Origin of the sequence: Chromobacterium sp. Rain0013, assembly GCF_015291765.1 — a bacterium.
Classification (GTDB): Bacteria; Pseudomonadota; Gammaproteobacteria; order Burkholderiales; family Chromobacteriaceae; genus Chromobacterium; species Chromobacterium haemolyticum.
Map to the genome: position 1 here is coordinate 1,107,299 of NZ_CP031514.1, position 26,469 is coordinate 1,133,767.

Sequence of the window (26,469 nt, forward strand, 5' to 3'; positions counted from 1 at the left end):
TTGTTCAACTTGAATGTCAGGAGCCCATCATGCCCCGCATCCCCACCGTAGACCGCCATCAAGCCAGCCCGGAACTGAGCGCCACCCTGGACGCCGTCAAGGCCAAGCTGGGCAAGGTGCCCAATCTGTTCGCCACCTTCGCCCAGTCTCCGGCGGTGTTGAACGCTTATCTGGGCTTCTCCGAAGCCCTGGCCAAGGGCAAGCTCAGCGCGCGCCAGCGCGAAGTGATCGCCTTGGCGGTCGCTCAGGCCAACGCCTGCCAGTACTGCCTGTCCGCCCATACCCTGATGAGCAAGGGCGCGGGCCTGAGCGAGGCCGACATCCAGGCGGCGCGGGCCGGCCAGGCCGCCGACGCGCAGACCGCCGCGATCGCCAGGCTGACCGCGCAAATCGTCAGCCAGCGCGGCGTGTTGTCCGATCAGGAGCTGGCCGCAGCGCGCGCCGCCGGCGTCGACGACGGCCTGCTGGTGGAGGTGATCGCCGCGGTGGCGCTGAACACGCTGACCAATTACGCCAATCTGATCGCCGGCACCGAGATCGATTTCCCGGTGGTGGACTTGTAGGCGGCGCTTGCCGTTGATTGAGCGCGGCCGAGGCTTGACCGGCGTACTGGGGTATGCCGGCGGCCTCGGCCGTTTTCGTGCGGGTTTTGTCCTGCTCAGCAATGCAGCCGGGCGTGGCGCTGACGCAGCGCCTGCGGCGCGAAGGTCGACGCCGCCGGTTCCGGCGCGCGGCAGCACTGTTCGGCGCAATCGCTGATGCGCTCCAACTGCCGCTGCAGCGCGGCGGCGTCGCAATCGGCCAGCGGCTGGCGGTTCCACAGCACCCAGTCCTGGCTGTGCTCGGATTGGCCGATCACCGGCTTGAGCGGATCGTCGCTGAACAGGTTCTGCCGCGGCGGCGGCGCGTCCGCTTGCGCCTGTTGCGGCGACAGGCAGCAGAACATCAGCAGTTGATGCGCCGGCTGTTCGCTCAGATGCAGCGCGTGTTCGCCCACTTGTAGGGTGAACAGCGCGTTGTCGATCTGTTCCGGCGGCTGCAGCGACAGGGATTGGCAAAGTTCGGCGACGGCGTGTTGGAAAGGCGTGGACATGTTTTTTTCTTCTTGGACGGGTGAATGGAAGCCGGCCGCGCGTGGCGGCCGGGGCATGGCGCTTATTCCGAGCGCTGTGGGCGCTGGGCGAGCAGTTGCTGCATGACCGTGGCGTACTGAGCACGCCACGGTTCCGCCGCGACGGGTTTATCCGCCGGCGAGGAAGGCTGCCCGGCTGACGGGTCCGCAGGGGCTGCGGGCTCATCCAGCCAGCCTTGCAGCAGCGCTCCGCCAATCGCGGGCATGGTTTTGGCCAGTTGGAGATCGGTCATCTGCCACAGCGGCGCGGAAATCTCGATGGAGGTTTTACTGAACGCGCTGCCGGTGCCGGCATCGGCATGGCGATGGCTCAAGGCCAGGGTGCGCATCGCCTCGCTTCCGCACTGCTTGAGCGGCCCTTCCGGCAATTGCGACAACATCTCGCGGTGCAGGCGGGTGACGTCTGCGCCGCTGGCGTGCAGCGCGTGCAGGTCTTGATCGCTGGGCAGCGGCAATTGCTTCAGGGTGTCCTTGATCAGCGCGGCAATCTCGATGTGGCTGAGCGAGTCCGGCGCAATCTCTCCATTCGCCATCTGTTGTTTCACGTTCTGCAATTTCTCGTGCGATGCCGGCACGCGGAAGGCGCCGTCCATATTGCGCTTATCCGCCAGGCTGGCCTGGAACGTATCGCACAGGCGGCAGAAATTGGCGGCGAACGACGCGGTGAGATGGGACTCGGGCGCTTGCTGAGCGCTGGCCGCGGCCGGCTTGGCCTGGCCGGCCAGCGTGCGCACCCAGTCCGGAATCGCGCCGAAGAAGCGGGCGACCCGGCCGCACAGCGGCTGGAAGAAACGGCGCACGTCGGACAGGCACTCGCTCAAGACCGCGTGGGCCTTGCCGCGGCTTTCGGCGCTGTCGTCGATGCGCACCGGCTTGCCGTTGAGGCTGCCGACTTGAGCGGCTGGGGCCTCGGGGGCCTGGGCCGGGGCGGGGGCTTGGCCGGCATTGGGCCGGATGGAGGTAAAGCCGAGAAATACCATGGTGGCGCTCCAGTGGCGTTGAAATGGGCGCCATTACACCGCGCCGTTGCGACAGCGGCTTTCAGGAAGCGCTCAGCCGTCGTTCTGGTCCGCTATCTCCGCCGGCGGCTCGCCTATCAGATAACGCGCTCCATCGCCCAGGCTGGCCGCGCAGTCGCCGGGGTTGTACAGCGCGCACTGGCTCAGCGACAGGCAGCCGCAGCCAATGCAGTTGCCCAGCCGGTCGCGCAGCCGGGTCAGTTCATCTATGCGCTGTTGCAGGCGCGGCAGCCAGTCCGCGGACAGCGCCTCCCAGTCGCGAGGCGTCGGCGTGCGCTGGCTGGGCAAGGCGGCCAGCGAGCCGCGGATGTCGTCCAGGCTGATGCCGACGATCTGGGCCGCGCGGATGAAGGCGACGCGTCGCAGCGCGTCGCGCGGGTATTGGCGCTGGCCGCCGGCGGAACGGGCGCTGTGCAGCAGGCCTTGGCTTTCGTAGTAGCGCAGGGCGCTGGCGGCCACGCCGGAACGGCGCGCCAGCTCGCCTATGCTGAGCCAGGGGAAGGGTTTAGCAGTGGGAACGGCGGGCATGCGCGGACTCGCTTGACTTAAAGTTGACTTTAACTTTTATCGTAAGGTCATGATTTTTTCAAGGAGGACGCCATGAACGCGCCAAGCCGCCACACCGAACTGCATGCCTTGCTGGACGCCAACCATGAGTTTTCGCTGATGCACAGCGACACCACCAACCATTGCCCGATGGCGCTGACCGCCTTGGCGGAAATGGGGGCGGAGCCGCACCAGTTGCGCGCATTTTTCGATTTTTGGGAAAGCGAGCGCGCAGAGCCTGCGGAAGCGACGCGCTACGATATCGGCTGGGGACGGTGGGACACGGCCGTGGGGCGGTTGGACGCTTTCCCGGCGCTGCTCAGGGTGATGGAGGAGAGAGTGGCGGCGCGCGGCGTGGAAGAAACCGTGCGCGAGGTGCTGGGCAGCCTGCCGTTTTCGCCCGGCGGCGGCGCTTTCCACCCCTTGATCCGGCTGGCTTTCGCCCTGCGCGCCGGTCACGACGGAGAGGCGGCGGCGGGTCTTGCCTATTATCTGAGCAGCTATCTGCGCCTGCCCGCCGGTTTGAATGCGAATGCGCCGGCGGCTTCGGTGGAGGATGGGCTGGCGAGCTTGTCGCGGGCGATGGGCGGCTGGAACAGCGCGGATGACTGGATACACGAGCGTTTCGACGCGGTGTTGGCCGATCCGCGTTTCGCCGCCGCGCTGCCCGGCGCGCCGAAAACGGCGAACTGGCTGGACGCGCTGGCGCGGACGGCGCTGCGGGTGTATTGGCAGACCGACAATTTCACTGCGCTGCACATGGTGACGGCGACGCTGGCGCTGCGCGACGTGCTGGAGCATCTGCCCGGCTTGCCGGCGGAGGCGTGGCGCCCTGCCTTGTGGCAGACTTTCTGCGTCGCCTATGTGTCCATCGGCGCGCCGGCGCTGGAGGCGGAGGAACTGCCGGAGGCGCAGCCGGCTTGGCCCTTATTGCTGCAGCGCGTGCTGAACGTGCGCAACGAACATGTGATCAAGCTGGTGTACGCCTGCCAGCGGGAGTTCCAGCGCAGCGGCGACGTTTTCTATCACGCGGCGGCGGCGCGGGCCTTGTGGGACGCGGTGTGAATCACCAGTCCTCCATCTCCTTGGGCACGCCGCCGGACAGAATCGCGTCCTGCATCCATTGAGTCATCATGCTCTCAATACCGATATTGCTCACCAGCGAGGTCATCAGCGCGGTGTGCAGCGGTGAGGCGGCGTCAAGCTGTTCCAGCGTGCGCTGGATCATGTCGTTTTGCTCTTGCAGTGTTCGGAAGGCTAGTTCGCCGGAGGCTGGGTCCTTGAAGTCGCGCAGCAGCCTGCCGACGGCATCGGCGTAGCGCTGTTTGTCCTCTTGCGAGTCGGACGCAGGCGGCGGCAGCTCGCGTAGCGCCGCGAGGAAGGCTATCGCTACTGGATCGGACTGGAAATCCGGCCATTTGTGCGGCGGCGGCTCCACCGGCTTGGCGTCGTCGGTCTCCGGCGTTTCGGCCGGCGGCGCGGCGCCGTCGACGTCTTGCGCCGCGGCCAGCAGCCGCTGTTGCAACGGGATGAGGTCGTCGCCGGGCGCGGCGGCGCGGCCCATGGCGTAAGGGGTCAGCGAGGGGATCATTCCGGGCTCCTGTCTGCGGCGGCTAAGGCCGCCAGGTCTTGTTCCAGTTGCGCGATCAAGCCGCGCAGCGCCTGTTCCGACAAACGGCGGCAGTCCTGGGGCAAGGGCTCCAGGCATTGCAGCAACTGGCGGCTGGCTGGTTCCACGTACTGTTCCGGCGAGAACTCCGCCGCCTGGTCCGCGCAGCGCATCATGAAGCGCGCGTCGGCGTGGTAGTCGATCTGGATGGCGCCGGGCCAGTTTTCCGCCAGCAGCGTCATCAACTGAGGCTGCAGCGCACGGGCGCGCTTGGGCAGCTGGAGATAGAGGGTGGCGTCCGGCTGATCCAGGCCGCGCAGCCATTCGTCCAGCAGGAGCAGCAGCGTGTCCGGATGGTCCACCGCGGCGGCCAGCATGGCGCGGGCCTCTTGCTCCAGCCGCTCGCGCCAGTTCCAGGCCATGGCCTGGCTGGCGGCCAGATGGGCGGCCGCGTGTTTCAGCGCGGCGAGCATGCCTTGCTGGTAGCCCTGCTGGCTGGCTTGCCGGCGCAAGGATTCGGCCTGGCGCTCGGCTTCGCGCAGCACGCGCTGCGCCTGTTGCCGCGCGTCGCGCTCCAGTTGATCGGCGCGGGCGGCGCGGCGCAGCTGGCCGCGGCGCACCAGCACGCCTTCAGCGGCGGTCGGCGGGCGGGGTGTGGGGATGTCTCTGGGCATGTTGTAGGGCCAAGGTCAAAATCAGGGCGTCGGCCGCCGGTTGCGGCGGCGCGGCGTCGGCCTCCGGCGGGAACAGCAGCGGCAAGCGTTGCGCCAAGGGGCGCGGCAGCCGCTCGCGCCAAGCTTGCAGGCGGCCGTAGCCGGTGAGCAGCAGCGCGCCGTGGCTGAGCGCCGGCCGTTGCGCGGCGGCGGCGTCCGGCGGCAGCGCCACGGCGGCGAATTCCTGAGCCCAGTCCGGCAGCCGCAGCAGACCGGCCTGCCAGCCCAGGCCGGCGCGCAAGGCGTGGCAGCCCAGCAGATAGGCGGTTTGCGGCAGCCGCCGCCAGTGGCGCAGCCATTGCCGCGCCAGCGGGTCCAACTGGGCGTCGGCGCAGTCGCTGTCCAGCCGATAGGCGGAAATCACCAGTTCATTGGCCGCGGCGCGCGCGGCGGCGGAGGCGGTCAGCGCCGATGGCAGGACCAGCCTCCGCGGGTGGAGATAGGCCAGCGGGTCGTACAGCAGCGCTTGCAGCGCCGGGGAACGGGCGGCGGGCGGCTTACTCATGTCCGGTCTGCGGCTCGGAGGCGGGGGGCTCGGCGGCGGGTTTGGGCGCCCGGCGCTGCCACAGCCAGCCGGCGGCCGCGCCCAAGAGCGCGATCAGCGCCACGCCGGCCATCAGCCAACTCAGGCCCGAGCCGCGCTCTTCCGCCGGGGCGGTGGGCGCCTGCTGCTGCGCTTCGCTGCGCCGCGACAGCACCACCGAGATATTGTCGTAATCGATGTCGGCGAAGCTGTTCTTCAGGAAGCGCTTGATGTCGTTGACCATCTGCTCCGGGTCCACGTCGCGGTCGTACACCGCCAGCGCGGACAAATGGATGGGCTTGGCGGCGCGGCCGCCCTCGCCGGAATCCAGGTCGTAGCTGACGTGCACGCGCGCGGACAGCACGCCGTCCATGGTTTGCAGCGACTGTTCCAGCCGCTGCTCGATGGCGGAATACAGCCGCGCCTTCTCCGCGCGCGGCGAGGACACCAGGGAATCCGCCGGGAACATCTGCGCCACTTCCACCCGCGGCCGCGACGGCAGGTTGTAGGCCTTCAGCCAGTCCACGGCGGCGGCGAAGTCCGGCTGCGCCACGGCGATGCTGAAACCGGCCTTGCCGCGGTCGGTCTTGTCGGCTTCGATATTGTGGCGTTGCAAGACGGCAATCACTTCATTGGCCTGCTGCTGGTCCAGGCCCTTGAGCAGGTCTTTCTGCTGGCAGCCGGTCAGCAGCAATGCCAGCAATACGGCTTTGAAACCATGGCGGATCATGAGCGCAGCAGGCTTTCTACCGCGCCCACGGTCTTGCGGGTGAGGGTGCTGATCATGGACACCTCCAGGTTGTAATTGGAAGTGCGCTGCTGCAGTTCCATCAGCACGGCGGGGTTGCTCAACAGGCCAGGCTGTTCCAGCCGTTGCAGAATAGCGTCCTTCTCCATGCCTACATTGACGGCGTTTTGAGAGAAGGCCTGGATCAGGCGGTCGTCCAGCGACACGAGATTGTGTTCGGAGCGGGTGATATCGCTGACCTGCGCGGTCAGCGCGTCTAGAGATTGGGCGGCGATGGGGGTCATGGGGCGGACTCCTGAAGCGCCGGCGCGTGGCCGGCGTCGAGGTTTAGCGGAAGTTCTGGATAATGGCCGCGTCGATATCCTTGAACACCTTGACGGTGTTGGATTGCGCATTGCGGTACAGGTTGTATTCGGACAGCTTGCTCTGGTAGTCGGCCAGGATCTTGGGGTTGGACGGGTTCTTGTTCAGGTCGTCCAGCGCGGTTTTCAACTCCTCTTGCAGTTGCGCTACGCCGTTGTCGAACTCGCCGGACATATCGCTGAGTGTCCAGTCTTTGTTAGGGAGATCGATTGCCATGGTGAATTACCTTGTGGTTCTAGAGTGGTTTGGGGAAATACCAGTGGCCGGTCGCCATCTTGACGTAACCCTGGTTGCCGTACTTGAAGGACTTGCCCTTGAGCCAGTCGTCCTTCAATTCAATGGCGAATTGCACGTAGCGGCCGCCCCATTGGCGGTAGTAGTCGTCGACGAAGCGACGCGCGCGCAACAGTTCGCCGTCGTCCAGCGAGCCCTGGATCACGAAGGTGACGCCGTTGGGCTGCTCGCTGCGGGTGAAGGGCAGCGCCTGGCGCGACAGGCCGGTTTCGGCCTGACTCGCGGCGGCGGCGTCGTCCACCGGCACAATGTCCACCGCGTCGGCGTAGGGCATCTGCTCGGCCAGCCGCTGCGACAGCGCCTGACTGGCCGGTCCGCCCAGCGCGGCGCGCTGTTGGCTGACCCAAAGCTGGGGCCGGCGCGGGTTGTCCAGCTGCAAGCGGTAATAGGGCAGGTGCGGATAGTGATCCGCCAGCCAGCGGCCGACGCGTTCGTTTTCCTGCTGCGGGCTGAGCACCCGCGCCGGGCGGTTGTAATCGCCGCGCGCCAGTACTTGCCGCGCCCAGGCGCTATCCCGCTCATTGGCGGCGGCGACGTAGAACACGCCGTCGCGGCCGGGCAGCACCTGGAAGCGTTGGCTGTCGCGTCCCAGCAGCGCGTTCAATTCCGAGGCCTGGCGTTGAGGGGTGTTCCACAGCCAATAGCCGCCGCCTGCCAGCAACAGGATGGCGAGCACCGCCAGCGCCACCGCGGCGGCGGCGTGGCGACGCGCCGGTTTTTGCTCCGGCTGGGGCGCGTCCTGGCCGTGACCCAGCACCTCCGGCGACCAGGACAGGTGCTCCGGCCGCAGCGCCAGTTCCAGTGCGCCGATGCGCAGCGGGCGGTTGAATTCGGCCGGACGCTCGTCCACGCCGGCGTCGCCCAGTTCGCGCAAAGTCACTCGGTCTGGCTCGGCGCGATCAATCAGCACTTCGAAATTGACGCCCCCCTGTTCCAGGGGAATGAACAGAGCGTCGGCCGGCAATTCCGGCAACTGGCCGGCTTCGGTCAGGGCGGCGGCCGGGCCCACCAGAAACAAGGTCTTGCCCGGTTGCAAAAGGAATTCGCAGCCGCGCAGCGGACTGTTGAGCAGGCGGACCACGATGGGCGCCGGCGCGGAGAGAGTAATGTCTTCAGCTGCCATGGTGTCTGTCGGTGAGTGCGCAAGGTTCTGCGATATTGGCATTCACTTTACGGACAAGACGGAACGGATTCCTGATGGAAAACCGATGAAATCTCGGGTGGGGAATCAGATTCGGGGAGGAGGGAAAAAGCATGGCGGCGTGCCGTGGAAGCGGCGGCCGCCATGTAAAGGGGGATCGGGGACGGCGCGGGTTTAGCGCTCTTGGGCGTCAGCGGCCCGCGCCGCCATTCTTTGTTCTCTAAGGGCCTGCCGCTCTTTCAATTCCTTGATGAGCTCATTTCCAGCCGGCGAGGCGGCCGAGGGTTTAGAACCCGGCTCCTTGCGCAGTTTTTGGCTTTGCTCGTCGCGTAATTGCTGTATATCCGTTGCGCTGGCCGCCGCGATCTTGTTCCAGACGCGCGCCGGGCCGGCAGCCGGGGCTGCCGCGTTGACGGGCGGCGGTGGGGGTGGAGGCGGCGGCGGAATCTGCCCGGGCTGCGTTGGCCGCGGCGCGGCGGCCAGGACTGGAGACGCGGGAGCGGCCATTACGGCAGGCGCGGCTTGAGCGACGGCGACCGATTGCTGCTGCGTCTTGACCGGGGCGCGCTTGCCGGCGGTGTCAGCCAGTTTTTGCTCAAAATCCTTGAGCGCCTCGGGCGTCATGCGTTGGCGCAGCAGCGCCATCGGGTCGCGCCTGGGCGTCGGAGCGGCATTGGCGCGGGTTGAGGCGCTGTCCGCCAGGGGCATGGGTAGCCGCAGTTTGCCGGCGGGGCGAGCCAATGTTTTCGCGGGCGGCTGGGACGCCGCTTGTTGGAAAGCTTGCCGCAGTTGGCTGACCGAGCGGCTGGGCTGAGCCGTGCGCGGCGCTGGCTGAGGCGAGGCCGCCTGGCTGACGCCGCGCAGCTGGGCGGTCCAGGCCGGCTGCGGACAGGTTCTTGGGGCGGCGACCGGGGCCGCCACGGGCTGCGGGCGCGGCGGGGGAAGCGAGCGAATCATGAGAGCTCCTTGCTTGGGGGTGGGGCGGCTTGACGCAGTTTCTGATAGCGCCGCCACACTTGCTCGGCGTAACGCATGCGCAAGGCGCGGCGGCTGGGCGCGGTGCCGGCGTTGTAAGCGCCCACCGCCTCCCAGGAGTAACCGTAGCGTTTCATCATCTCGGCCAGGATGGAGGCGCCGACGATCACGGACAGGCAAGCGTCGCCCATCAACTGCGGTTCGGTGACGCCCAACTGACGCAGCCGCGGCAGATGAGCGCTGTTGATCTGCATCAGGCCCAGGTCCCGGCTGCCGTCGCGGTTGCGTCCCACCGCGTCCGGCTTGAGCCCGGACTCCTGCTGGGCGATGGCGTAGAGCAAGTCCGGCGCGATGTTGAACATGCGGCCGGCGCGATCCCAGCAGTCCGCCTGCGCCCCGCCTGCGCACAACAAGAGAGCGGACAACAGGCCGACGCGGATCACGCGGCCTCCGGCTGGCAAGGCTGGGCCTGTTCCGCCAGTTCGCTCAGACGCGGATCGTGGCGCCAGGCCTTGATCCACAGATAGCCTTCGGCCTGCAATTGGCGCCAATGCTGGACTGCGGCCTCCGGGCCTTGCGCGGCCAGAATCAGCGGCAGCAGGCTGGACCGCACCTGGCGGCTGTCCACCTTGGCGAGGAAGGCCCGCAGCGCGGGCACCGCCGCGTCGCCGTGTCGGCAGTAGTCGACATAGCAGTGATTGAGGGCGAGCAGGCCCGCTTCCTCGCCGGAGTCCCGCACCGCCTGCACCAGCTCGTCGGCTTGCGCGTACTGGCCTTGCAGCCCCAGCAACAGCGCCAGCACGCTTTGCAGCACCGGATGGTTCTGGCCGTATTGGCAGAGCTGGCGCTTGCCCAGCGACACCGCGTCTTCGATGCGGCGCTCGTAATAGGTCAGCCACAGTTTGAGAATGCTGGCGGAGATGCGCGAAGGATCGCGCTCCAGGCAGGCGTCCAGCGCTTGTTGCGCCTGGGCCAGCTTGCCGGACAGGAATAAATGCCAGGCGTGGTAGTAATGGATGTCGACGGCATCCGGCGCCAGCAGCCGCGCCTGTTCGAACAGGGCCTCGGCCACCGCCTGCTGAGAGCGCATGCTGCTGAGCAGGGCCAGCAAGCCCAGCGCCTGCGGGTTGGCCGCGTCCAGCTCCACCGCCTTGTTCACCGCCTGCTGGGCCTGGCTCAGCGCCTGGGCCTGGTCGAACAGTCCCAGCTGGGCCAAGGTCAGATAGCACTCGGCCAAGCTGCAGTAAGGCAGCGCGTGGCTGGGGCCGGCGTTGACGCACTGACGCAGCAGCATCAGCGCGCGGCGCAGGCTGGAGGGGGTGTGTTGTTGCAGTTCGTGGCGGCCGTTCAGATAGGTGATGGCCATGTCCAGCGAGCCCAGTTCATTGTTTTGCCCCTGATTCCAGCGCAGGCCGGGAATGCGTTGCGGCAGCAGGCTGGCCAGCCGGGTCTGCAGCGCGGTGATCGGCTGTTCCGGGCTTAGCTCTATGCTTTCATGGTGAATCAGTTGATGGCCGGCGGCGCGCACCAATTCCACCCGCAGCTTCCAGACGCCGCCTTGTTGCAGAGTCTGGCCGGCCAGGTAGTAGTCCGGGCGAAGCTGGTCGATCATCGCCACGATGTCGGTGACGTCGCGGCAGTTCTGGGTGATGGTGGCCGGCAGCACGATCAGGCCGAACGGCGAGTAGCGCGACAGACATTGCACCAGAGCGTTGTGCAGGCTGACCGCGTCCAGTTGAGGGTGGGTGCGGAAAGGCAGCACCGCCACCGAGCATTGAGCCGCGAGCGGCGTGGGTTTGGACACCATGGCCACCGGACGGCTGAAGCGATAGCCCTTGCCGTAAACGGTGTCGATGTAGCGGCAGTCCTTGGTTTCCAGCAGGATGCGCCGCAGCGCGTAGATGCAGCGGGTCAGCGATTCCTCGTTGACTTCGCCGTCCGGCCAGACGCGGTCCAAAAGCGCGTCCTTGCTGACCAGCTCTCCCGCCGCTTCCAGCAGAGCGGTCAGCACCGCCAGTTCCTTGGGCGGAATGCTGATTTGCTGCTCGCGATGCAGCAGCATGCCGTCGAAGTGCAAGACGAAGTCGCCAAAAACAAATTGCCTGTTCATGAAGCCATCTTTATGTAACGCCATCTTCTAGTTCCTCTTGCGCGCACGGCGCAATAGCGCACGGCGGACCATGCGGATCGAGTCGACCAATGCCGCGACTTGTGTGCTATTCCCCGTAGCATCGCTGCATGTCGGCGTGTTTTTTGTTCGGTGGATCTGTTGGGTGATTTGCGCTGGTTCTTGGGGCCGGCTGCGGATTCGCATCGCGCGACGTGTATCCGCCGCTTCCCGCCCGCTATCGCCTGGAATTGCCAGTGTCGTCAACTGACGCTCAAAGCCTTTATCCGGTCATAAAAACAGAGAGAGTGGATGGTACTTTTGCCGACGAGGGCCAGCTTGCAAAAAATGTTCAGCGAATGACATGGTCTTGTTCATCCTGTTCTTATGCCATGGGGTTGATAAATAGGGTTTTGATTTCCTTCGCATAAATTTGGGGTGTGTAGGAATACTACGTGAGGGAGTGCTTGCTACAAATGGGAAAACTCTCAAAAACGAGGGGGGCGGCGGGGGCTGGGCCGCGGCCGATTTATGCAAGTTCGGACAGGCGTGTTGGGGTAGTTTGACGCTGTCGCCGGGCATGCGCCGGCGGCCTCTCATCACCGTCGTTCTGGCCTCGCCGCCAAATCAGGAGCGTTTGAAATGCCTTTTAATGTTTCGTCGAAGCCGATCGCCAATCCCTCCGGTTTGGGGGGGCTGTCCGAGCCGCAGCCAAGCGTGGCGTCCGCGCGGCCGCAAAGCCTGCTCGCGGCCGCGCTGAGCGGCGGCGGCATGACGGCGCAGACACCGGCTGTCGAACAGAAGCCGGGAACCTGCGACGCCGACGCCTGGCAGGCAGTGCAAGCCGGGCTGGCTCGGGACTGTGCCAAATATTGCGATTTGGCGGCCCAAGGCGCGGCAGACAAGACAATCAGCGCTGAGACGCGCGGGCAATTGCAAGAGCTGCTGCCGAGCTTGACGGAGCTGAAGCAGCGGCTGCAGTCGGAAAGGCTGTCGCCGCTGGCGATGGCCGCGAACTTGAAGGCCGGCAACGGCGAAAACTAGACAGGCGCGCGGGCTCGGCCCGGCGTTTGAGCCGCGATGCGGCGCGAGGAGGCATCCATGTTGGACACAGTTGCAAGCGGGGCGGGTACGGTGCGGTTGCAGGGCTTCCGCCGTTTATCGGAATCTTCGGCCTCACGGCCGGCACAAGGCCTGGCCGCGGCGTTCAACGGCGCGCGGGGCGCGGCGGAACGCAGCGTGGAAGACGCGCCGCCGGCGCGGGGCAGCCAGGTGGTGCTCAGCGACGACAAGCTGCGTTTGCGGCGCGAGGATCTGGGCCAGACCTTGCTGGCGATGAAACGCGAAGCGTATCGCCAGGCGGAGCCGGAGCGCTCGCGCTGGCCGCGCTGGGTGCAGGCGCTGAACATCCTTCCGCGCAGCCACGCAGTGACGCCCAAGACGGTGGCCATCGTGGAAAGCTTGCGGCGGACGCTGGCGGCCGGCGATGCGCGGACGCCGCTGGACATCAAGGAATGCGCGCGGCTGTCGCTGGACATGGAGGCGTTGGCGCGCACGGCGACGCCGGGCAGTCCGCTGGCGGAGCTGAGCCAGCGGCTGGCCCTGTTGGGCCAGGCGGCTTGGGCGCAATTGGCGCGGACGGAGGCGGAAGCGCAGCTGCTGCCGCAATTCCAGCGCTTTGATCAGCCGGGCGCCAGCCAAGAGCGCAGCGTCGGCGGTGCGGTCGGCGTCGGCCTGGGGCTGGGAGAAGCCGGCGCCGGAGCCAAGGCCACTCTCAGTGTGGGCCTGGCCTGGAGCCGCGGAATGGACAACGACGACGAAGGCTTCGTGTTCCAGAACCAAGGCAGGGCGGTGTCCGCGCGCGCCGGGGTTCAGGGCGGCGTCGGCGTCGCCTCCTTGTCCGGCGCGGTGGAAGGCCGCCGCCAACGCACCGTGGCGACCGAATACGCCAGCGCCACCGCCTTCGTCAAACTGAAGGCGGACCAGTTGGCTCACGGCTCGCGCCGCGACACCTTGGGCCTCAGCGCCCGCACCGCGGTGGGGGCGCTGATCCGCCTGTTCCGCCCCAGCCACGGCAATGAATTGCGTCAGTACCAGCAACTGCAACAGCAGGCTGCGGATCAACAACAACGGCTGGGCGTGTTGCTGGGCTGGCTGGGGCAGCGCGACAGCGCGGCGTCCCTGCCCGGCGCGCAGGTGCCCTATCTGCCGCCCAGCAAGGTGGACAGCGTCAAGGGCAGCGCTTCCGCCCGCGCCGAAGCGGTCGGCGTCGGGGCCGGCGTTGGCGCGGCGGTGGAGCGCATCGACATTCAGGCCGACGCGCTGACGCCGATCTGGCAAGGCCTGCGCCAGGAGCAGGGCGCGGCGCGCAACGCGACGATCGCCCAGCAACGGCTGGCCGGCATTGAACAAAAAGCCGCCGCGCTGATGGGCGCGGACGCGCGCAATCATCCGCTAAGCGGACTTAGCGGCGCGCAGAACATGGCGGCGCTGCGCGAACTGGCGCCGGAGAAGCTGCGCGACGCGGCGGACGGTTTGCGCGCCGAATTTGAACATTTCTGCGCCGTTGCCCAGCAACTGGACGCCGGCATCGGCAAGCGCCAGGGCGGCGCGGCGGTGGAGCGCTCGATTCAGGCCGCCTGGCGCGCGGGAAGCCGCGAGGAAACGCTGGCCAATATGGCGCTGGCCCACGCCGCGTTGACGCTGACCGCGGCGGGCAAGGGCGACGAGAGCCTGTTGCAAAGCCTGGACCAATTGGCGCCGCGTTTGTACGCGCCGCCCATCCGACACGACGCGGCGGCGCTGGCCAAGCGCACCAGCTTTCACGACGTGCTGCGCCTGCAAATCCGCGACCGCAGCATCGCCTTGGACCTGGGCGGCGCGCTTGGCCCGCTGGGCCTGAAAGCGGAAGCCTCGCTGACCGAGCGCACCCGGGTGCATCACAACCCGGTGAGAGCGGGGGATTACAAGGACGTGAGACTGAGCCTGTCCGGCAATCTGAGCGGCTCTTGGCCGCTGGACGCCTTGCGCGACGCGCTGAGCGCGCAGCTTGCGCCTCACGGCCTGGCCGCCGAAGTGCCGGCTGCGCTGGCCGGCCTGCAAAGTTCTGTGGGCTTGCAAGGCGGCGGCGCGCTGACCCTGCTGCTGCGTTTTTACCGGCCGCAATACCAGACCCAGGCGGATTTCCCGGCGGAGGCCGCCGGCTTCCGGCTCCAATTGAGCCGGGTTAGCGCCAGCGGCAACCTGGGTGTGTCCGCCTCCGGCGGCGTGCCGCTGCAGCCGGGGGTGTCGCTGGAACTTGGCCTTAACGCCGGCTCTTCCGCCACCGCGGTGCTGGGCGAGCGTTGGGGCGACAACAGCCTGAGCGCGCCGCTGATGCACTATTTGCACCTGAAGGCGGTGGATGAGAGCGAGCGCTGGCCGGCCATGAGAGAGGCGCAACGGCCGGCGCTGGAAGCTCTATGCCGCAAGCTGGCCGAACCGGACTCCGCGGTGCGGCAAGAGGCCGGCTACTACCTGAAGCGCCAGGGCGTGGACGGCGCGGATTTCTTCGCCACGATGGAGCGCTTCGCGGCCAGCGACTCCAGGCGCGCCGGGGACGCCGCGCTGGACGCTCTGGACGCGATGATGGAGCGCCAACTCCCCTTATGGCAGGCGGACAAGCAGAGTTTCGCCGGTTGGGAAGAACTGCCGCTGGCGCGCTAGCGGGCATGGATAACGAACAAGAGGACACATTCTGATGAGAATCACGGCAAGTGGCGCGGCCACGTCGCCGCCGCGCCCGGAAGCGCCGCCGGCGGCGTCCAGCCGGCTGGCGCAAGCGGTCAAGGGCGTCGACAGTGTTTGCGAACCCGCGCCGCGCCCCTTGGAGCGTTTCCGCGACGCCGCCCGCTTCGTCGCCGCCCTGATGCCCAGAGAAGGCGAAACCGGACTGGTGGACGAAGAACTGCGTGAAGCGCGCGACCCGCGACATCGCTACCGGGAGTACGCGCAGCCGGCGCACCGGCAATGGGTGGCCAGCGGCGATAATGCCAGGGAAAACTTCTTCGCCTGGATGGATGCCCGCCCTCAGCTGGAAATCAATCTGGCGAGGCCCGGTCAGCCGCCGCGCATGGCGCGCCTGGGCGACGCGCCGCAAGTCAGCTATCTGAGCGACGCCGCCGCGCTCAAGCCCTATTTGGCCGAAGTGGTCGATGGCGTATGGCGGCGGCCGGACGGCGCGCTCATCGACACCGCCGGATCCAACGGCAAGCTGGGCATGCCTGGCTACGCCATCCTGGTGCTGGACCGAAACGACAGGCTGTTCGTCCACGACGCGGTGCTGGGGCGCTTGCACCACACCAGCACCAGCGCCGGCAAGCCGGTGCGGGCGGCGGCGATGATAGAGCTGCGCGACGGCAAGGCCCGGTCGCTGGTGCTGTCGTCCGGCCACTATATGAGCGATCTGGACGATCTGGAACGGCTGCTGGTCTTCCTGGACGGCAAAATGGATCTGTCCAAGCTGGCGGTGCTGGCTCCGCATGAAGACAGGGCGGAACTGGCGGAGGTGATGGCGCCTTACCGCCAGGCCGGGCGCTGAAGACGGAATGTTCTCAGAGCTTGTTCAATGTCTGCTGCGCTTCGTGAAGCGTTGCAGGGTGAGTACAAACTCAACATGCTCATGTACCGCTAGACCATTCCGTTTTTTCGCTCGTTTTCGCCTTGCCTCGTCCTTGCCCGCGAGACTTTGAACAGGCTCTCACACGCAAGCGGCGCGCCAAATCGGCGCGCCGCTTTATTTTGACGGTGTTCAGCTTAGTCGTTGGCCTTCTTGTTACTGTGGTCTTTTTCTGAAAGTTTGGATTGGCGCTTGGTGGGAGATTGGCGGCTGAATTCAACTTTGAAAGGAAGCTCGCCATGTTTGTATCCAGATCAGGCGGTACGTTGAACGCGATATTCGGCATGGACGCCCAAGGCAAGCCGGAGGCGACAGCCAAAAGCGGGCCGCAGGGCGTGGCCTTGTCGGCCGCCCAGCAGCAGGCGGTCAGCAACAGCAAGTTTTTTGAAGCGGGCGCCAGCATGTCCTTGCTGGACCGGCCGGGCAAGATGGGCGATGTGTTCGACCAGCACGCACGGCAATTGGCGGGCTTGCTGCGCCACATGCTGGAGGGGCAGGGAGAAGCCGCTGGCCGCACCGTGTATTTCCAGGGTCGCGAACAGACGCTGGGCGCGGTGTTGCAAGCGGCGATCAAGCCGCTGTCGGCGGAGTCGGACCAGATTGGCCGACAGATGAATGGCGGGCAGGACTTCCAGCCTTGGCTACTGGAGACGCTGAGCACCCCGCTGCAAGGCCGCGCCGATGGTTCCGGCAAGCAGGGGCACGCCGAACTGCTGACCAAGATCCGTACCTTGAGCGCGTTCGGCACCACGGTGTGGCAACTGATGAACCCGGTGGAAAACCAGGCCAAGCCGGAACTGTTCTCCCAGCACAAACAGGCCAACGCCGACGCCTGCTGCGCCTTGTTGCGCGAGGCGGGCCTGTCCGCGCAGGCGGATGACTTCGCCGCCCGCTTCAAGGAATTCGCCGGCAAGACCCGTACGCCGGGTTTCGATAATCCATTGAGCCGCGCGCGCAGCGAGCGCATGCCTATGGTGGCGACGGAAGAAGGCGGCGCGCGCGCGGTGAACGGGGTGTACGAGGATGCCGCCAAATATGGCCTGGGCTTTGGCCAAGTGGTGCAGCGCACCGTCGATGGGGCGGACGACGCGGCTTTGCGCCAGGCCTTGGGCGACCGCAACCAGAATATCAATGCGATTCCGCGCGAAGGCGCGCCTATCGCCGATCTGAGCCGCCCGTTCACCATGTCGGAGGCGGACATGGGCGCGGTGCCAGAGGCTTATGCACAGCTAGGCATCGGCAAGATGCTGGAACAGCATGCCATGACGCACGGCACCGGTATCAACCGTTGGCAGCCCTTCGGCGCGTTTGCGATGGAGAGCAATACGCAAGGCCTGCCTTCCGCAGGCGCTCAATCCGGTGGTACCTGCGATATTTTGCTGGCGCTCAATACGCTGGGCGAGGAACGGATTTACGGCAAGCCTGAGCTGGCGTTGGCGGCTGGCCTGGGGATCGCCGCCTTCATGAATTTTGGTGGCTATCACACCTTTGCTGAAACCTTCCCCATCGCCGAGGCCGCCGCCGCCAACCGCCCCTATGTGCCGACCAATCTAGCCGAGGTGAATCAGCCTGAACTGTATCAGCGCATGCAGGCGACGGCGGAAACGCATTGCCCCGAGGGCAGCGAGCAGATGGCGCGTTTCCTGAGCGCGCATGCGGATACGCTGGCGCCGCTGCTGAGCCAGCATCCCGACTTGGATCTGAGCCCGCGCGCGCATGATGTGGAGTTCCACGGTACGCCGGCGCAGATCGAGCAGTGGCGTGCCTGAGCGGCGACTTCTGCCACCGAAAGGCCGCGGCCTCCCCGCCGTGGCTTTTTCGTGCCGCGGGCGGGGGCAACCCCGTCCAGCGTTCTTGACGCCCTCCGCCAGCCTGTTTAGGCTTGGTCCCGCGCCGTGCTCAATCACACCGTGCAGGGTTTGCAGGCCCATCATTTAACTCTCCCGCAGATACAACGGTCCGCTTTGGCACCGTTACGTCTGCTGCCACGCCGTACCCATTCGGGGCGGGCCGTGGCAGGGAGCCTTCGGGCTACCGGTTTTTGGTAGAGTTAGCCGGTCCTGCAACCTTGTCATGTGCCTGCCCCAGCCTCGCCTGGGCAGGTTTCCAAAGATGACATGGAGACCGTGATGACCTTCTCTACTTTTCCCCCCGCCATGCCGCCGCCCGCCTGTCCTCACTGCGCAGGCCAAACTCTCGCACCCGCCGCTGTGCCGGTGATGGAGCAGCTGCACCACTGTTCCCAGCGCTTGCCCGCCGCCGCCGGCGATGTGGCGCTGCTGGACGAATTGGGCCAGCAAATCAACCAGTGCTATGTCGAACTGGACTCCGCCTTGCTGCGCGGGATGATGGATATGCGCGCCGCCCACACTGGGCTGTTGGCCTTGCTGACTTTGCTGGAACGACGCGACGAGCCGCTGCTGTTCAGCAGCGAAGAAGCCTTGGCCCTGCTGGAGCCGATACAGCAGCGCTTGAAACAAGGCTTGGATCACTTCAACCACCTGCTGTGATTCCGGGGAGCATTGCCATGATGAAACTGCTGATCCAGCACAATCAGGCTCTCAAGCGCGCCGCCCGTTTGATCATTGCTTATTGAGATGCGGCTGGGGGTGATTTCTCTGGCGGAGAACAACCCAATCCATCCGGCCAATACCGAAGACATCCATCAGGAAATCAAGCAGGCGTTGGCGGCTTTCCACCTTTGGCGCAAATGGCGTGGCGAGCACGAGCCTGCGCGCGCCGCTTTATTGGAGATGTGGGCGTCCGGGAAGTGGACCAACCGCGATACCTGTGTGCGGCAGTGTTATCGCCTGGCGGGGTCCAACAATATGGTCACTGCCCGTCAGGCGCTGGTGGGCGCGCCGCCGCCGGAGCCTTTGGCGATTCAACGGCAACGCGCCATGTGGGCGGAGCCGTAGGCTGTCACCGCCCAACGCGCGGCCGTTCCGTGTGCCGAGAAGGGCCAGCCTGCTTCCGTTTACGCGCCGCCGCCGTCCGCGGCCAGCCAGCCCGCGCCGTTGCGGTCCAGCTCGCGTACCGCCTGCTCGCCGATGCACAGCCCCAGTTTGCGGTAGCTTTCGAACTGGGACTCGTCGAACCACTGATTGAGCGTGGATTGGTGCGGGAAAGCCGGATGTTCCGCTCGGTATTGCTGCACGTCCACCGGCTCCAGGCCATGACCCTGAATACAGGGTTTCAGATAAAGCAGGTGGCCGTTGGCGCCGGAGGCGTAGCGGATGTAGCCGACGGCGAAGGCGGCCCGGCTGAGGCCGGTGGCCGGGTCGCGGCGGATGGCGTCCACGTCGATGTGGATTTCCGCGCCCAGGTCTATCCGGCATTTGCGGATGGCGTTGCCCAGGTCTTCGAAAGTCATTTGCTCGTCCTGACCGGCGTCGCTAATCACGATCAGCCTGCATTCCCGCCGCAGCAATTCATACAGCCCCAGGTTTTCGAAATGGCCGCCGTCGCTGAGGTAGACGAAGTCCGAACGGGCATTGGTCTGGCCCAGCAATTCCTTGAGCAGGTAGACCCAGCCCTGCGGCGGGGACATCGCTTGCAGGTCCGCGCCGGGTTTGCCGGGATTGGGGCACCAGCGCCCCAGCCGCACATTGAACACCGTCAGCAGGAAGGTTACCGCCGGCGAGCTGTGATAGCCCTGGTTGGGGCTGACCGCCGCGCCGGACACCGCCATCAGCGAACCCAGCATCGGCCCCCGGTCCATGCCGGAGACATCGTCCAGCATATAGGCGTTGGTGGGCGCGAAGGCGTCGATGGCTTCCGGCGCGCCGTCCGGAAACTTGTAGCCGCAGTGCCGAGGGGTGAAGGTGAAGGAGGCGGCCTTGCGCTGCTGCCAGGCCAGGTCGTCGCCGGCCACCAGATTGAGGGCGGTGTTGATCAGGTGGTAGGGCCGTTGCGGCGGGGCGCCGTCCCGGCCGGCCAGTTCGGCCAGCGGCAGATCGTCGCCGGCGTTGAAGCCGGTGAAGCGGTTGACCGTGTCCGTCCGTTGCGGCGCGCTGGCGCCCAGGTAGCCGCGGGTAAGCCGGTTGCGGTAGAAGTTGTGCAGGGAGAACAGATTGATGTCGAAACGGGAGGACGCGAACACCGCCAGTCCCAGACAGGCCAGGATCAGCGCCGCGTAGAGCCCGCCGCCCAGGCCCTGCTGTTCCGATGCGGCGAAGTGCAGCGTGGTCCAGTCGCTGAGGTCGCAGTGGCGGAAGCCGCACAGCTGTTGGCGCAATTGCCAGCCGCCGGCGCGCACCTCCAGCGCGGTCAGCAGCCAGCTGAGGCCGGCGCTGAGCAGGATCAACAGGCCGGCGATGAAGACATAAGGCCCGATGCGGGCGAGCAGGTCGCGCCAGCCGGCGTTTTGCATGCCGCCGGTGCGCGCGGACTGGCCTTGCCACACCGCCGCCAGCGTGGTCAGCAGCCAGGCCGGCAGCGTTAGCGCGCGCAGCCAGTCGGCGCTCACCGCCAGCAGCGGCAGGGACAGCGCCACCACGACGAACAGCAGCGCCAGCGCCAGGTCCAGCGCCAGCAGCAGGCCGCCCAGACGGGACCACCATTCGCGTTGCAGGTCGGAGAAGCTGCGCTTGACCAGGCCGATGTGCAGCGCGGCGGTCAGGGCGAACACCGGCGGCAGCACGAGAAAAACGCCGCCCACCAAATACCAGGCTTGGGCCAGCGGCGCGCGGATGCCCAGGCCGTAATCCAGCGCTTGCAACGCCAGCCACAGCTTGCCGCCGCCGGCCAGGCCGGCCAGCAGCGCCCACAGCACGCTGCGCAGGTAGCCATTGCCGCGCAGCTGGCTGAAGCCGCGCGCCAGCAGGGCCCAGTAGCCGGCGTAAGCCAGACTGGACCCCAGCGCCACTCGCCACAGCGGCAACTGGTGCCAGAAGTCGTCCCGGCTGTCCAGGCGGTTGAGCGTGAACACCGCCATTGCGTAACAGAACAGCAGCAATAGAGCGACGCTGGCGCTGGCGGCGCCGGGCGGGGCGGCGTCCTTGCCGTCGCGGGTGGTGGCGCGCGCCAACAAGGCGGACAGCACGGCGGCGGCGGCGGCCACGGTCAGCGCGGCGGGGCCCGCGTAAGGGGTGGAGGCGATGTTGCGCGCCAAGCCCACCAGGAAGTGGGGGCCCAGCAGCAGCGCCAGCAGCAGGCTTTGCAGCACAACCTGGTTGAGGATGAAGTTGCGCCAGTAGGTGATGACGGCGGACAGGGTGTCCAGGCTGAACAAGCCGGTTTTGGGGGTCAGGTAGTTGCTGTAGTCGCGCAGGAACTGAATGGCCGGCTGGCGGCCTTGATGGTCGCGCAGCGTTTGTTCCATGCCGGCGTTGCCGGCGCGGTGTTTGAGCGCGGACAGCCAGCCGCCCAGGTAGCCGCCGCCGGAGACGGTGGACAGATAGTCGAACTCGCGCAACCAGCGGCTGCTCGCCAGCGCTTGCAGCACGCCCAGGTTGAAGGTGGCGCTGCGGATGCCGCCGCCGGAGAAGGCGAGGCCGGCTTGCGGCGCTTCATCGCCGCCCGGACGGTCCACGCCTTCGTCCGCCCGCGCGGCGGCGAGGCCGGCGCGTTCGTCGGCGTTGACTTGGGAGAAGGACTGGGTCGGGGTGCTCATCGGGTTCTTTCCGTTGGTCCGGCTTTGTCGGCAGGTGTTGGACTGGCAACCATTTCGTCGAGGCGGCTGATGATATTCATGGCCCTGAATCCGCTGCGCGGATGATGATTTTGATTGCCGGGGCTGCCCGGCGGGCAGGGAAAGGATATTTGTTTGGCCAAATATCCTCTCCACTCCTAAAGGCCACCCTGCAAGCCTGGCCTGCGGCTTCCCGCCGGGTCCCGTCAGGCCCGAGGCGCGGCTGAACTCGCGATTTGCTAGCGTCAAATCGCTCAAACAGGCAGCCGCTTAAGACCTCGGGCCTGCCACCCGGCGGCAGGCTTGAAGGGACCCGGGGCGCGTCGGATATGTAGTGTTTTTGGCGTTTTTCTAGTGGCTTCACATTGCTAGCTAAAACCGTGACTCGCCCTCCCTCAACGCCTGGCGTCCTCCAGAATCACCTCCGCCGCCTTCTCCGCGATCATGTACACCGCGGAGACGATGAAGAAGCCGGGGATGCGCGGAAACACCGAGGCGTCCACCACGCGCAGGCCGCTGACGCCGTGAACCCGGAAGCGGCTGTCCAGCACGCCGCCGGCTTCGCGCGCGCCGATGGCGCAGCTGCAGGAGGCATGGTGGCCCCAGGCGTTGTCGCGGACGAATTGACGCAGTTCATCGTCGCTTTGCACGGCCTCTCCGGGCAGTTCCTCTTCCGCGATCAGGTTTTGTTTTTTCAAGTCGGCGGTGAGGCTGCGCACGAACTTGATGCCTTCCACCACTGAGTCCAAATCCTGATCGCCGCCGGGGCTGCCTTCTTCGAAGTAGTGGAAGTTGATGTCCGGCGGGTCGCGCGGGTCGGCGGATCGCAGCGTCACCGTGCCGGCGCGGTTATTGGTATGCGCCTTGAGAATGGCCCAGGTCAGGTAGTTCAGGTGTTCGGGAAACAAGCGGGAGTAGCCGGGGAAATAGCCTTTGAACAGGCCCAGCAGCGCGAAGCAGAACAAGTCCGGCAGCGGCCGCTCTTGCGCCGAACGGCGGATTACCGCCAGCACCGCGCCATTGGTGGTGTAGACGCCTTTGCGGCCTTCCGCCCATTGCTTGTATTGCGGGTCGCCTGGGGCGAACTCCGCGCCTTTCAGGACTTCCCAATGCTTGAAGTTCATCCGGTTGACCACGCCCACTTCGTAGCGGTCCTGCAGATTCTGGCCGACGCCGGGCAGATCCACCCTCGGCGTGATGCCGCGCTCTTGCAAGTGGGCGGCCGGGCCGATGCCGGACAGCATCAGCAGTTGCGGGCTGTTGAAGGCGCCGCCGGCCAGGATCACTTCGCGGCTGCAGCGCGCCTCGCGGCGTTCGCCGGGGGCGTTGCTGACCCGGCCGCTGGCGCGGTAAAGGCCGGCGCCTTTCAGGTATTCCACGCCCACCGCGCGCAGGTTCTCGTCGAACAACACCCGGGTGGCCAGCGCGTCCAGTTCTACGCGCAGCCGGTCCGGGTGGCGCGCCGCCGCGTCCAGCACCCGTTCTCGGCTGCCGTTGCGCTGATGGTTGCGGGTGGCCAGCGGCGGGTAGCAGACGCCGACGGCGTTGTCGCGCACCAGCCGCCAGTCGTTGGGATCGGCTTGGCCTTGCAGCAGCCAGCGCCAGCTGCGGTGCGGCACGTCCACTTCGTCGAAGACCTTGTCCACCGACACCAACAAGGTGTCCACCAGGCCGGCGTCGCCCAGCGCGGATTCCGGAATCGCCTTCTCGGTTTGCAGCCAGCCGCGCCAGCCGTGGCGGGTGGGATTGACGCCGAGCAGGCCCAGCCAGCGGTACAGCGGGCGGTGGTGGCAGTTTTCCAGCCGTTCGAAATAGCCGCGCATGTGGTCCGCGCGCCAGCTGTCGTCGCCGGTGAGTTGGGCGATGCCGTCCCAGTCCGCGTTGTGCGGATAGACGGTGATCATGGCGTTGTGGGCGGTGCAGCCGCCCAGCGCGCCGGCGCGCGGGTAGAGCACGCCGTCCACTTTTTGGCCGTTCCATTCCGCGCGGTATTTGGGGTCGCGCTTTTGCTGGGCGTCGTTGGCGTAGTGGCGGACGAAGTAGTCCAGCTTCATCGCCTCGTTTTCCGAAGCCAGCGCGTGGAACACCGGCACGTCGTAATCGTCGGGCAGCCGTTCCGCCTGGGGCTGCCAGGCGTCGCCGCCCTTGAGCGCGCGCGGGTCGCCGCCGGCCTCCAGCAGTAAGACCCGATGCCCGGCTTCGGCCAGCCGCGCCGCCAGTGTGCCGCCGCCGGCGCCGGAACCCACCACGATGTATTCGTATTCGTCCATGGCGCGCGCTTTAGAAGGTTTTCAGGAATTCGATCAGCGCGTATTTGTCGCTGTCGCTGAGGCCGGGCTCCTGAGTCTGGTAGCCGGTGCCGAAGTAATGACCGCGGTTGACCACGAAGTCCGGGCAGGTGCTCAGTTCCAGCATCGGCTGCGCCAGGTTGGCGAACACCTTGCGCGCTTCTTCGTCGCTGGCGCCCGGCGGCAAAGCCTTGAGGTCGTGCTTGATCTTCAGCAGCAGCTCCAGCAATTTTTTATCGTGCTTGAGCCGTTCGCCCAGCGAGGGATTGTCCAGCGTCACTTGCAGATTGGCGATCAGGTTGACCGGGGTGCCGGCCGGGATGGGCCCCAGCTCCACGCCGTCCTTGCCGAACAACCAGGGCAGATAGCGTTGCAGCGGGCCTTGCAGTTCTTGCAGCGCATCCGGCAAGTAGCCGACGGGCACGCGCAGATAGCTGCGGGCGGTGGTGCGGTCGATCACGCCGGGCACCTTGTCGCCCAGCATCTTGTCCTTCTCGCGTTTTTCCGGCCACAGCAGTTTCTGGATGGAGTCGTTGAAGGAGTCCATGCGCGCCGCCACCGACGGGCTGGGGTTGAATTTGCCCAGGCTGTTGTTGAGCAGGAAGGGCGCGGTGGACCAGACGCTGATCAAGGAAGCCGGGCGGGTATAGCCGCGGCCGCCGGCCGGCATCTTGTACTGCCAGGGCGCGCCGGTGAAGGGGTTGTGGACGGTGATTTCGCCGACCGAGGGCAGGTCCTTATAGGTTTTGGACGAGAAGTTGTCCCAGATATTGCCCTTGAGCGCGTTGGTGGCCAGCGGGCTGCAGGCGTTGGTCTGCAACAGGGTTACCGGCACGCGCAGTTCGGTGGACAGGTAGTTGTCTTTCAGGAAGTCGTCGGCCTGGACGATCTGGCGCATCTGCGATTTGAAGTCCTCGGTCTTGGTCCATTCCCAGTATTTGTTGAAGCAGGCCAGGTAGCCCGGGCCGGCGCAGCCGGCGGTGGGGTCCAGCGGCGGGACTTTGGGCGGCAGCTTGCTGGAGTGGCAGCGCGCGCAGTTTTCCGCGAACACCGTTTTGCCGCGGCTGAGCTGAGCGGCGTCGCGGCTCAGGTATTGCTCGCCGCCGGGTGCGTCCTTCAGCTTGTGCGGGTCCGTGCTCTTCAGGAAGAACAGCGCCATGTTCACTGTCTGCTGTTCGGTGGACTGCCAGTACACCGAGTTCTTGCGCGCGTCGGCGATCTGGATCGGGGTGATGGTTTTGCCGCCCACCAAGGGGTTGAAGTGGAGCAGCCATTCTTCGCTGAACAAGCCGATATTCAGATAGACGCGGTTCAGCGCGCCCAGCGCGCCCACCGAATCCGAGCCGTCCTTCAGCACTCGCGGCGTCCACACGGTTTTGGGCGGCTGGAAGAACTGAGTCAACGGGCCGTCTTTGACGAAGTCGTTGAACTGCTTGTTGTTAAGTTCGCCGCCGGCCAGGGTTTCCTTGCCCCAGCGCTTGGCGATGTCCAGCCGCGGCCCCAGGCCGTATACCGCGTTCATGGTGCGGGGGTTGTTGATCGAGTCGGTGGAGATCAGCGAGGTGTCCAGCGCGCCGGGGCGCGAGGTGTGGAATAGCTGGAAGGGGAAGCTGCTGGGGTCCGCCTGCCAGGAGAAGATGCGGTCCACCCAGAAGTACTGAGCGCCTACGTTGGAGCTGAGGTTTTCCCACTTAGGATGTTCCGGGTCCGCCGGCGGTTTCACCGGGTTGGGGCCGACGTGGCAGAACGCACAGGACATGCCCACGCGGTAGGGGCGGATCAGGTCTTTGTTGTTGTAATACGCCGGGTCTTCGTAATAGCGCTTGGCGTCCCATTTCTTGGCCGCGGCGTCGTCGAAAGCGGGGTTGGGGAACAGGCGCAGGCCCACCACGCCGGTGGCGTAGCCGTAGAAGGAGCCGGCGGGCAGGTTCTTGCCGCGAGCGCCTATGGCCACGCCCGGATATTTTTGCTCGTTCTCGAACGGGTCTTTAGGGCAATCGGCGCGGCGCTGGTCCAGCCACAGGCCGAAGCGTTTATCGTCCGGGCCGCCTGCCTTGTCGAAACAGGGTTCGTTGACCAGGCCCAGGTAGTTCCAGCGGTTGTCGCGGCTGAACTTGAGGCTGGGATGGGAGGACAGGGTCTTGAGCAAGTCCAGGTTGCCGACGCTGACGGTGGACAGTTTGTCCCACAGCCTGTCGTTGCCCCCGGTCCACACCAGCCAGGTGTTGCGCCCCTTGATCTCGGCGGGGTTCAAGGCCACCGCGCCGTCCATGTCCTTGAAGTAGTCCTCGTCGGCGGCGGGGAAGGATTCCACTGTGCGCTGAGCCAGCTTTGCCTCGTCCTGCACGGTGCCGGGTTTGGGCTGATCGTCCCGGCAGCCGGCCAGGCTCAACAGCAATAGCAGCGCCGCTCCCCGGCGCAAGGTGAGGTTCATCCTAGCCATCGCATTTTCTCCAGTGGGCATCGCGGTGTTTTTGATTTTAAGAATTCATTTGGCATTTGAGAGCCTATCTCTGCCTATAGCACGGCTGTCGCCGCGGCGGCGCCTGCGTAGCTTTGCTGAGCGTTATTACTGATGGCGAAAAGCGGCCGGCATGATCGATAGTTGAAAGTTGCCCGCGGCGGGGAAAAGGATAATCGCGACGCTGATTAAAGCCGCGGGGGAGGCATGAGCGTGCTCGTAGCGGCTTCTGTCGCGCGGGCGCCGCAGCTGCGGGCCTGT

General features: G+C 66.3%; 24 protein-coding genes. 8 read left to right on the forward strand and 16 right to left on the reverse strand.

The genetic code is table 11. The annotated features are described in order from the left end of the window. Window positions 1-29 precede the first annotated feature (29 nt). Window positions 30-563, forward strand: coding sequence for a carboxymuconolactone decarboxylase family protein (locus tag DXT74_RS05260; protein ID WP_194427459.1), 534 nt, complete (start codon window positions 30-32; stop codon window positions 561-563). Between the two features lie 95 nt (window positions 564-658). Here DXT74_RS05260 and DXT74_RS05265 read toward each other — a convergent pair whose 3' ends face one another. The 3 genes from DXT74_RS05265 to soxR form a co-directional block, all read right to left on the reverse strand. Then, the gene (locus tag DXT74_RS05265; protein ID WP_176219596.1) at window positions 659-1,093 is read right to left on the reverse strand and encodes a CesT family type III secretion system chaperone; all 435 of its coding nucleotides are present in this window, start codon (window positions 1,091-1,093) and stop codon (window positions 659-661) included. 62 nt (window positions 1,094-1,155) lie between these two features. Continuing rightward, window positions 1,156-2,112: a hypothetical protein gene (locus tag DXT74_RS05270; RefSeq protein ID WP_194427460.1), complete on the reverse strand. Its 957-nt coding sequence runs from the start codon at window positions 2,110-2,112 to the stop codon at window positions 1,156-1,158. 72 nt (window positions 2,113-2,184) lie between these two features. Next, window positions 2,185-2,679: a redox-sensitive transcriptional activator SoxR gene (soxR, locus tag DXT74_RS05275; protein WP_194427461.1), complete on the reverse strand. Its 495-nt coding sequence runs from the start codon at window positions 2,677-2,679 to the stop codon at window positions 2,185-2,187. A 72-nt stretch (window positions 2,680-2,751) separates the two neighbouring features. On the opposite strand from soxR, the gene DXT74_RS05280 reads away from it, so the two are divergent. Further along, on the forward strand, window positions 2,752-3,762 hold the full coding sequence (locus tag DXT74_RS05280) for a questin oxidase family protein (protein ID WP_043635016.1): 1,011 nt from the start codon (window positions 2,752-2,754) through the stop codon (window positions 3,760-3,762). Between the two features lies 1 nt (window position 3,763). Here DXT74_RS05280 and DXT74_RS05285 read toward each other — a convergent pair whose 3' ends face one another. From DXT74_RS05285 to DXT74_RS05330, 10 genes are all read right to left on the reverse strand, one after another. Further along, window positions 3,764-4,288 (reverse strand): hypothetical protein, encoded by a 525-nt coding sequence (locus DXT74_RS05285; RefSeq protein WP_052370416.1) that lies wholly within the window; start codon window positions 4,286-4,288, stop codon window positions 3,764-3,766. Next, window positions 4,285-4,980, reverse strand: a complete 696-nt coding sequence (locus DXT74_RS05290) for an oxygen-regulated invasion protein OrgB (RefSeq protein ID WP_162787872.1) — start codon at window positions 4,978-4,980, stop codon at window positions 4,285-4,287. Before DXT74_RS05290 ends, DXT74_RS05285 begins: the two co-directional genes overlap by 4 nt. Next, window positions 4,937-5,524 (reverse strand): type III secretion apparatus protein OrgA/MxiK, encoded by a 588-nt coding sequence (locus DXT74_RS05295; RefSeq protein ID WP_043635018.1) that lies wholly within the window; start codon window positions 5,522-5,524, stop codon window positions 4,937-4,939. Before DXT74_RS05295 ends, DXT74_RS05290 begins: the two co-directional genes overlap by 44 nt. Further along, entirely contained in the window at window positions 5,517-6,272 is a 756-nt protein-coding gene (locus tag DXT74_RS05300; protein WP_052370417.1) for an EscJ/YscJ/HrcJ family type III secretion inner membrane ring protein, read from the reverse strand. Before DXT74_RS05300 ends, DXT74_RS05295 begins: the two co-directional genes overlap by 8 nt. Then, window positions 6,269-6,574: a type III secretion system inner rod subunit SctI gene (gene sctI, locus DXT74_RS05305; protein ID WP_179140697.1), complete on the reverse strand. Its 306-nt coding sequence runs from the start codon at window positions 6,572-6,574 to the stop codon at window positions 6,269-6,271. Before sctI ends, DXT74_RS05300 begins: the two co-directional genes overlap by 4 nt. 43 nt (window positions 6,575-6,617) lie before the next feature. After that, entirely contained in the window at window positions 6,618-6,869 is a 252-nt protein-coding gene (locus DXT74_RS05310; RefSeq protein ID WP_043635026.1) for a type III secretion system needle complex protein, read from the reverse strand. Between the two features lie 19 nt (window positions 6,870-6,888). After that, a complete protein-coding gene (locus DXT74_RS05315; protein ID WP_194427462.1) occupies window positions 6,889-8,070 on the reverse strand; it encodes a PrgH/EprH family type III secretion inner membrane ring protein in 1,182 nt (393 codons plus the stop codon). A gap of 192 nt (window positions 8,071-8,262) precedes the next feature. After that, window positions 8,263-8,733: a hypothetical protein gene (locus DXT74_RS05320; RefSeq protein WP_194427463.1), complete on the reverse strand. Its 471-nt coding sequence runs from the start codon at window positions 8,731-8,733 to the stop codon at window positions 8,263-8,265. Window positions 8,734-9,041: 308 nt separating this feature from the next. Further along, the gene (gene iagB, locus DXT74_RS05325; RefSeq protein WP_196783828.1) at window positions 9,042-9,506 is read right to left on the reverse strand and encodes a type III secretion system invasion protein IagB; all 465 of its coding nucleotides are present in this window, start codon (window positions 9,504-9,506) and stop codon (window positions 9,042-9,044) included. Then, on the reverse strand, window positions 9,503-11,197 hold the full coding sequence (locus tag DXT74_RS05330; protein WP_052370418.1) for a HilA/EilA family virulence transcriptional regulator: 1,695 nt from the start codon (window positions 11,195-11,197) through the stop codon (window positions 9,503-9,505). The genes iagB and DXT74_RS05330 overlap by 4 nt, the downstream gene beginning before the upstream one ends. Before the next feature lie 615 nt (window positions 11,198-11,812). Between DXT74_RS05330 and DXT74_RS05335 the strand changes: the two genes are divergently transcribed. The 6 genes from DXT74_RS05335 (at window position 11,813) to DXT74_RS05360 (ending at window position 18,745) form a co-directional block, all read left to right on the forward strand. Beyond that, window positions 11,813-12,214, forward strand: a complete 402-nt coding sequence (locus DXT74_RS05335; RefSeq protein ID WP_194427464.1) for a hypothetical protein — start codon at window positions 11,813-11,815, stop codon at window positions 12,212-12,214. 57 nt (window positions 12,215-12,271) lie between these two features. Next, entirely contained in the window at window positions 12,272-14,875 is a 2,604-nt protein-coding gene (locus DXT74_RS05340) for a hypothetical protein (protein WP_194427465.1), read from the forward strand. A 34-nt stretch (window positions 14,876-14,909) separates the two neighbouring features. Then, window positions 14,910-15,749, forward strand: coding sequence for a hypothetical protein (locus DXT74_RS05345; RefSeq protein WP_194427466.1), 840 nt, complete (start codon window positions 14,910-14,912; stop codon window positions 15,747-15,749). A 317-nt stretch (window positions 15,750-16,066) separates the two neighbouring features. Beyond that, window positions 16,067-17,596: a hypothetical protein gene (locus DXT74_RS05350; protein WP_194427467.1), complete on the forward strand. Its 1,530-nt coding sequence runs from the start codon at window positions 16,067-16,069 to the stop codon at window positions 17,594-17,596. A gap of 360 nt (window positions 17,597-17,956) precedes the next feature. Then, entirely contained in the window at window positions 17,957-18,337 is a 381-nt protein-coding gene (locus DXT74_RS05355; protein ID WP_194427468.1) for a hypothetical protein, read from the forward strand. Between the two features lie 75 nt (window positions 18,338-18,412). After that, on the forward strand, window positions 18,413-18,745 hold the full coding sequence (locus DXT74_RS05360) for a hypothetical protein (protein ID WP_194427469.1): 333 nt from the start codon (window positions 18,413-18,415) through the stop codon (window positions 18,743-18,745). Window positions 18,746-18,804: 59 nt separating this feature from the next. Here DXT74_RS05360 and DXT74_RS05365 read toward each other — a convergent pair whose 3' ends face one another. The 3 genes from DXT74_RS05365 to DXT74_RS05375 all read right to left on the reverse strand — a co-directional run bounded on the left by DXT74_RS05365 (window position 18,805) and on the right by DXT74_RS05375 (window position 26,190). Further along, on the reverse strand, window positions 18,805-21,441 hold the full coding sequence (locus tag DXT74_RS05365) for a hypothetical protein (protein ID WP_194427470.1): 2,637 nt from the start codon (window positions 21,439-21,441) through the stop codon (window positions 18,805-18,807). 413 nt (window positions 21,442-21,854) lie between these two features. Then, on the reverse strand, window positions 21,855-23,729 hold the full coding sequence (locus DXT74_RS05370) for a GMC family oxidoreductase (RefSeq protein ID WP_194427471.1): 1,875 nt from the start codon (window positions 23,727-23,729) through the stop codon (window positions 21,855-21,857). A gap of 10 nt (window positions 23,730-23,739) precedes the next feature. Further along, window positions 23,740-26,190, reverse strand: a complete 2,451-nt coding sequence (locus DXT74_RS05375) for a hypothetical protein (protein ID WP_196783829.1) — start codon at window positions 26,188-26,190, stop codon at window positions 23,740-23,742. Between the last annotated feature and the right edge of the window lie 279 nt (window positions 26,191-26,469).

Excerpts from the sequence above, each read along its gene's own strand:
- DXT74_RS05260 (WP_194427459.1), top strand. The coding sequence starts at position 30 with ATGCCCCGCATCCCCACCGTAGACCGCCATCAAGCCAGCCCGGAACTG.
- DXT74_RS05265 (WP_176219596.1), bottom strand. The coding sequence starts at position 1,093 with ATGTCCACGCCTTTCCAACACGCCGTCGCCGAACTTTGCCAATCCCTG.
- DXT74_RS05270 (WP_194427460.1), bottom strand. The coding sequence starts at position 2,112 with ATGGTATTTCTCGGCTTTACCTCCATCCGGCCCAATGCCGGCCAAGCC.
- soxR (WP_194427461.1), bottom strand. The coding sequence starts at position 2,679 with ATGCCCGCCGTTCCCACTGCTAAACCCTTCCCCTGGCTCAGCATAGGC.
- DXT74_RS05280 (WP_043635016.1), top strand. The coding sequence starts at position 2,752 with ATGAACGCGCCAAGCCGCCACACCGAACTGCATGCCTTGCTGGACGCC.
- DXT74_RS05285 (WP_052370416.1), bottom strand. The coding sequence starts at position 4,288 with ATGATCCCCTCGCTGACCCCTTACGCCATGGGCCGCGCCGCCGCGCCC.
- DXT74_RS05290 (WP_162787872.1), bottom strand. The coding sequence starts at position 4,980 with ATGCCCAGAGACATCCCCACACCCCGCCCGCCGACCGCCGCTGAAGGC.
- DXT74_RS05295 (WP_043635018.1), bottom strand. The coding sequence starts at position 5,524 with ATGAGTAAGCCGCCCGCCGCCCGTTCCCCGGCGCTGCAAGCGCTGCTG.
- DXT74_RS05300 (WP_052370417.1), bottom strand. The coding sequence starts at position 6,272 with ATGATCCGCCATGGTTTCAAAGCCGTATTGCTGGCATTGCTGCTGACC.
- sctI (WP_179140697.1), bottom strand. The coding sequence starts at position 6,574 with ATGACCCCCATCGCCGCCCAATCTCTAGACGCGCTGACCGCGCAGGTC.
- DXT74_RS05310 (WP_043635026.1), bottom strand. The coding sequence starts at position 6,869 with ATGGCAATCGATCTCCCTAACAAAGACTGGACACTCAGCGATATGTCC.
- DXT74_RS05315 (WP_194427462.1), bottom strand. The coding sequence starts at position 8,070 with ATGGCAGCTGAAGACATTACTCTCTCCGCGCCGGCGCCCATCGTGGTC.
- DXT74_RS05320 (WP_194427463.1), bottom strand. The coding sequence starts at position 8,733 with ATGGCGCTGCTGCGCCAACGCATGACGCCCGAGGCGCTCAAGGATTTT.
- DXT74_RS05330 (WP_052370418.1), bottom strand. The coding sequence starts at position 11,197 with ATGGCGTTACATAAAGATGGCTTCATGAACAGGCAATTTGTTTTTGGC.
- DXT74_RS05335 (WP_194427464.1), top strand. The coding sequence starts at position 11,813 with ATGCCTTTTAATGTTTCGTCGAAGCCGATCGCCAATCCCTCCGGTTTG.
- DXT74_RS05340 (WP_194427465.1), top strand. The coding sequence starts at position 12,272 with ATGTTGGACACAGTTGCAAGCGGGGCGGGTACGGTGCGGTTGCAGGGC.
- DXT74_RS05345 (WP_194427466.1), top strand. The coding sequence starts at position 14,910 with ATGAGAATCACGGCAAGTGGCGCGGCCACGTCGCCGCCGCGCCCGGAA.
- DXT74_RS05350 (WP_194427467.1), top strand. The coding sequence starts at position 16,067 with ATGTTTGTATCCAGATCAGGCGGTACGTTGAACGCGATATTCGGCATG.
- DXT74_RS05355 (WP_194427468.1), top strand. The coding sequence starts at position 17,957 with ATGACCTTCTCTACTTTTCCCCCCGCCATGCCGCCGCCCGCCTGTCCT.
- DXT74_RS05365 (WP_194427470.1), bottom strand. The coding sequence starts at position 21,441 with ATGAGCACCCCGACCCAGTCCTTCTCCCAAGTCAACGCCGACGAACGC.
- DXT74_RS05370 (WP_194427471.1), bottom strand. The coding sequence starts at position 23,729 with ATGGACGAATACGAATACATCGTGGTGGGTTCCGGCGCCGGCGGCGGC.
- DXT74_RS05375 (WP_196783829.1), bottom strand. The coding sequence starts at position 26,190 with ATGGCTAGGATGAACCTCACCTTGCGCCGGGGAGCGGCGCTGCTATTG.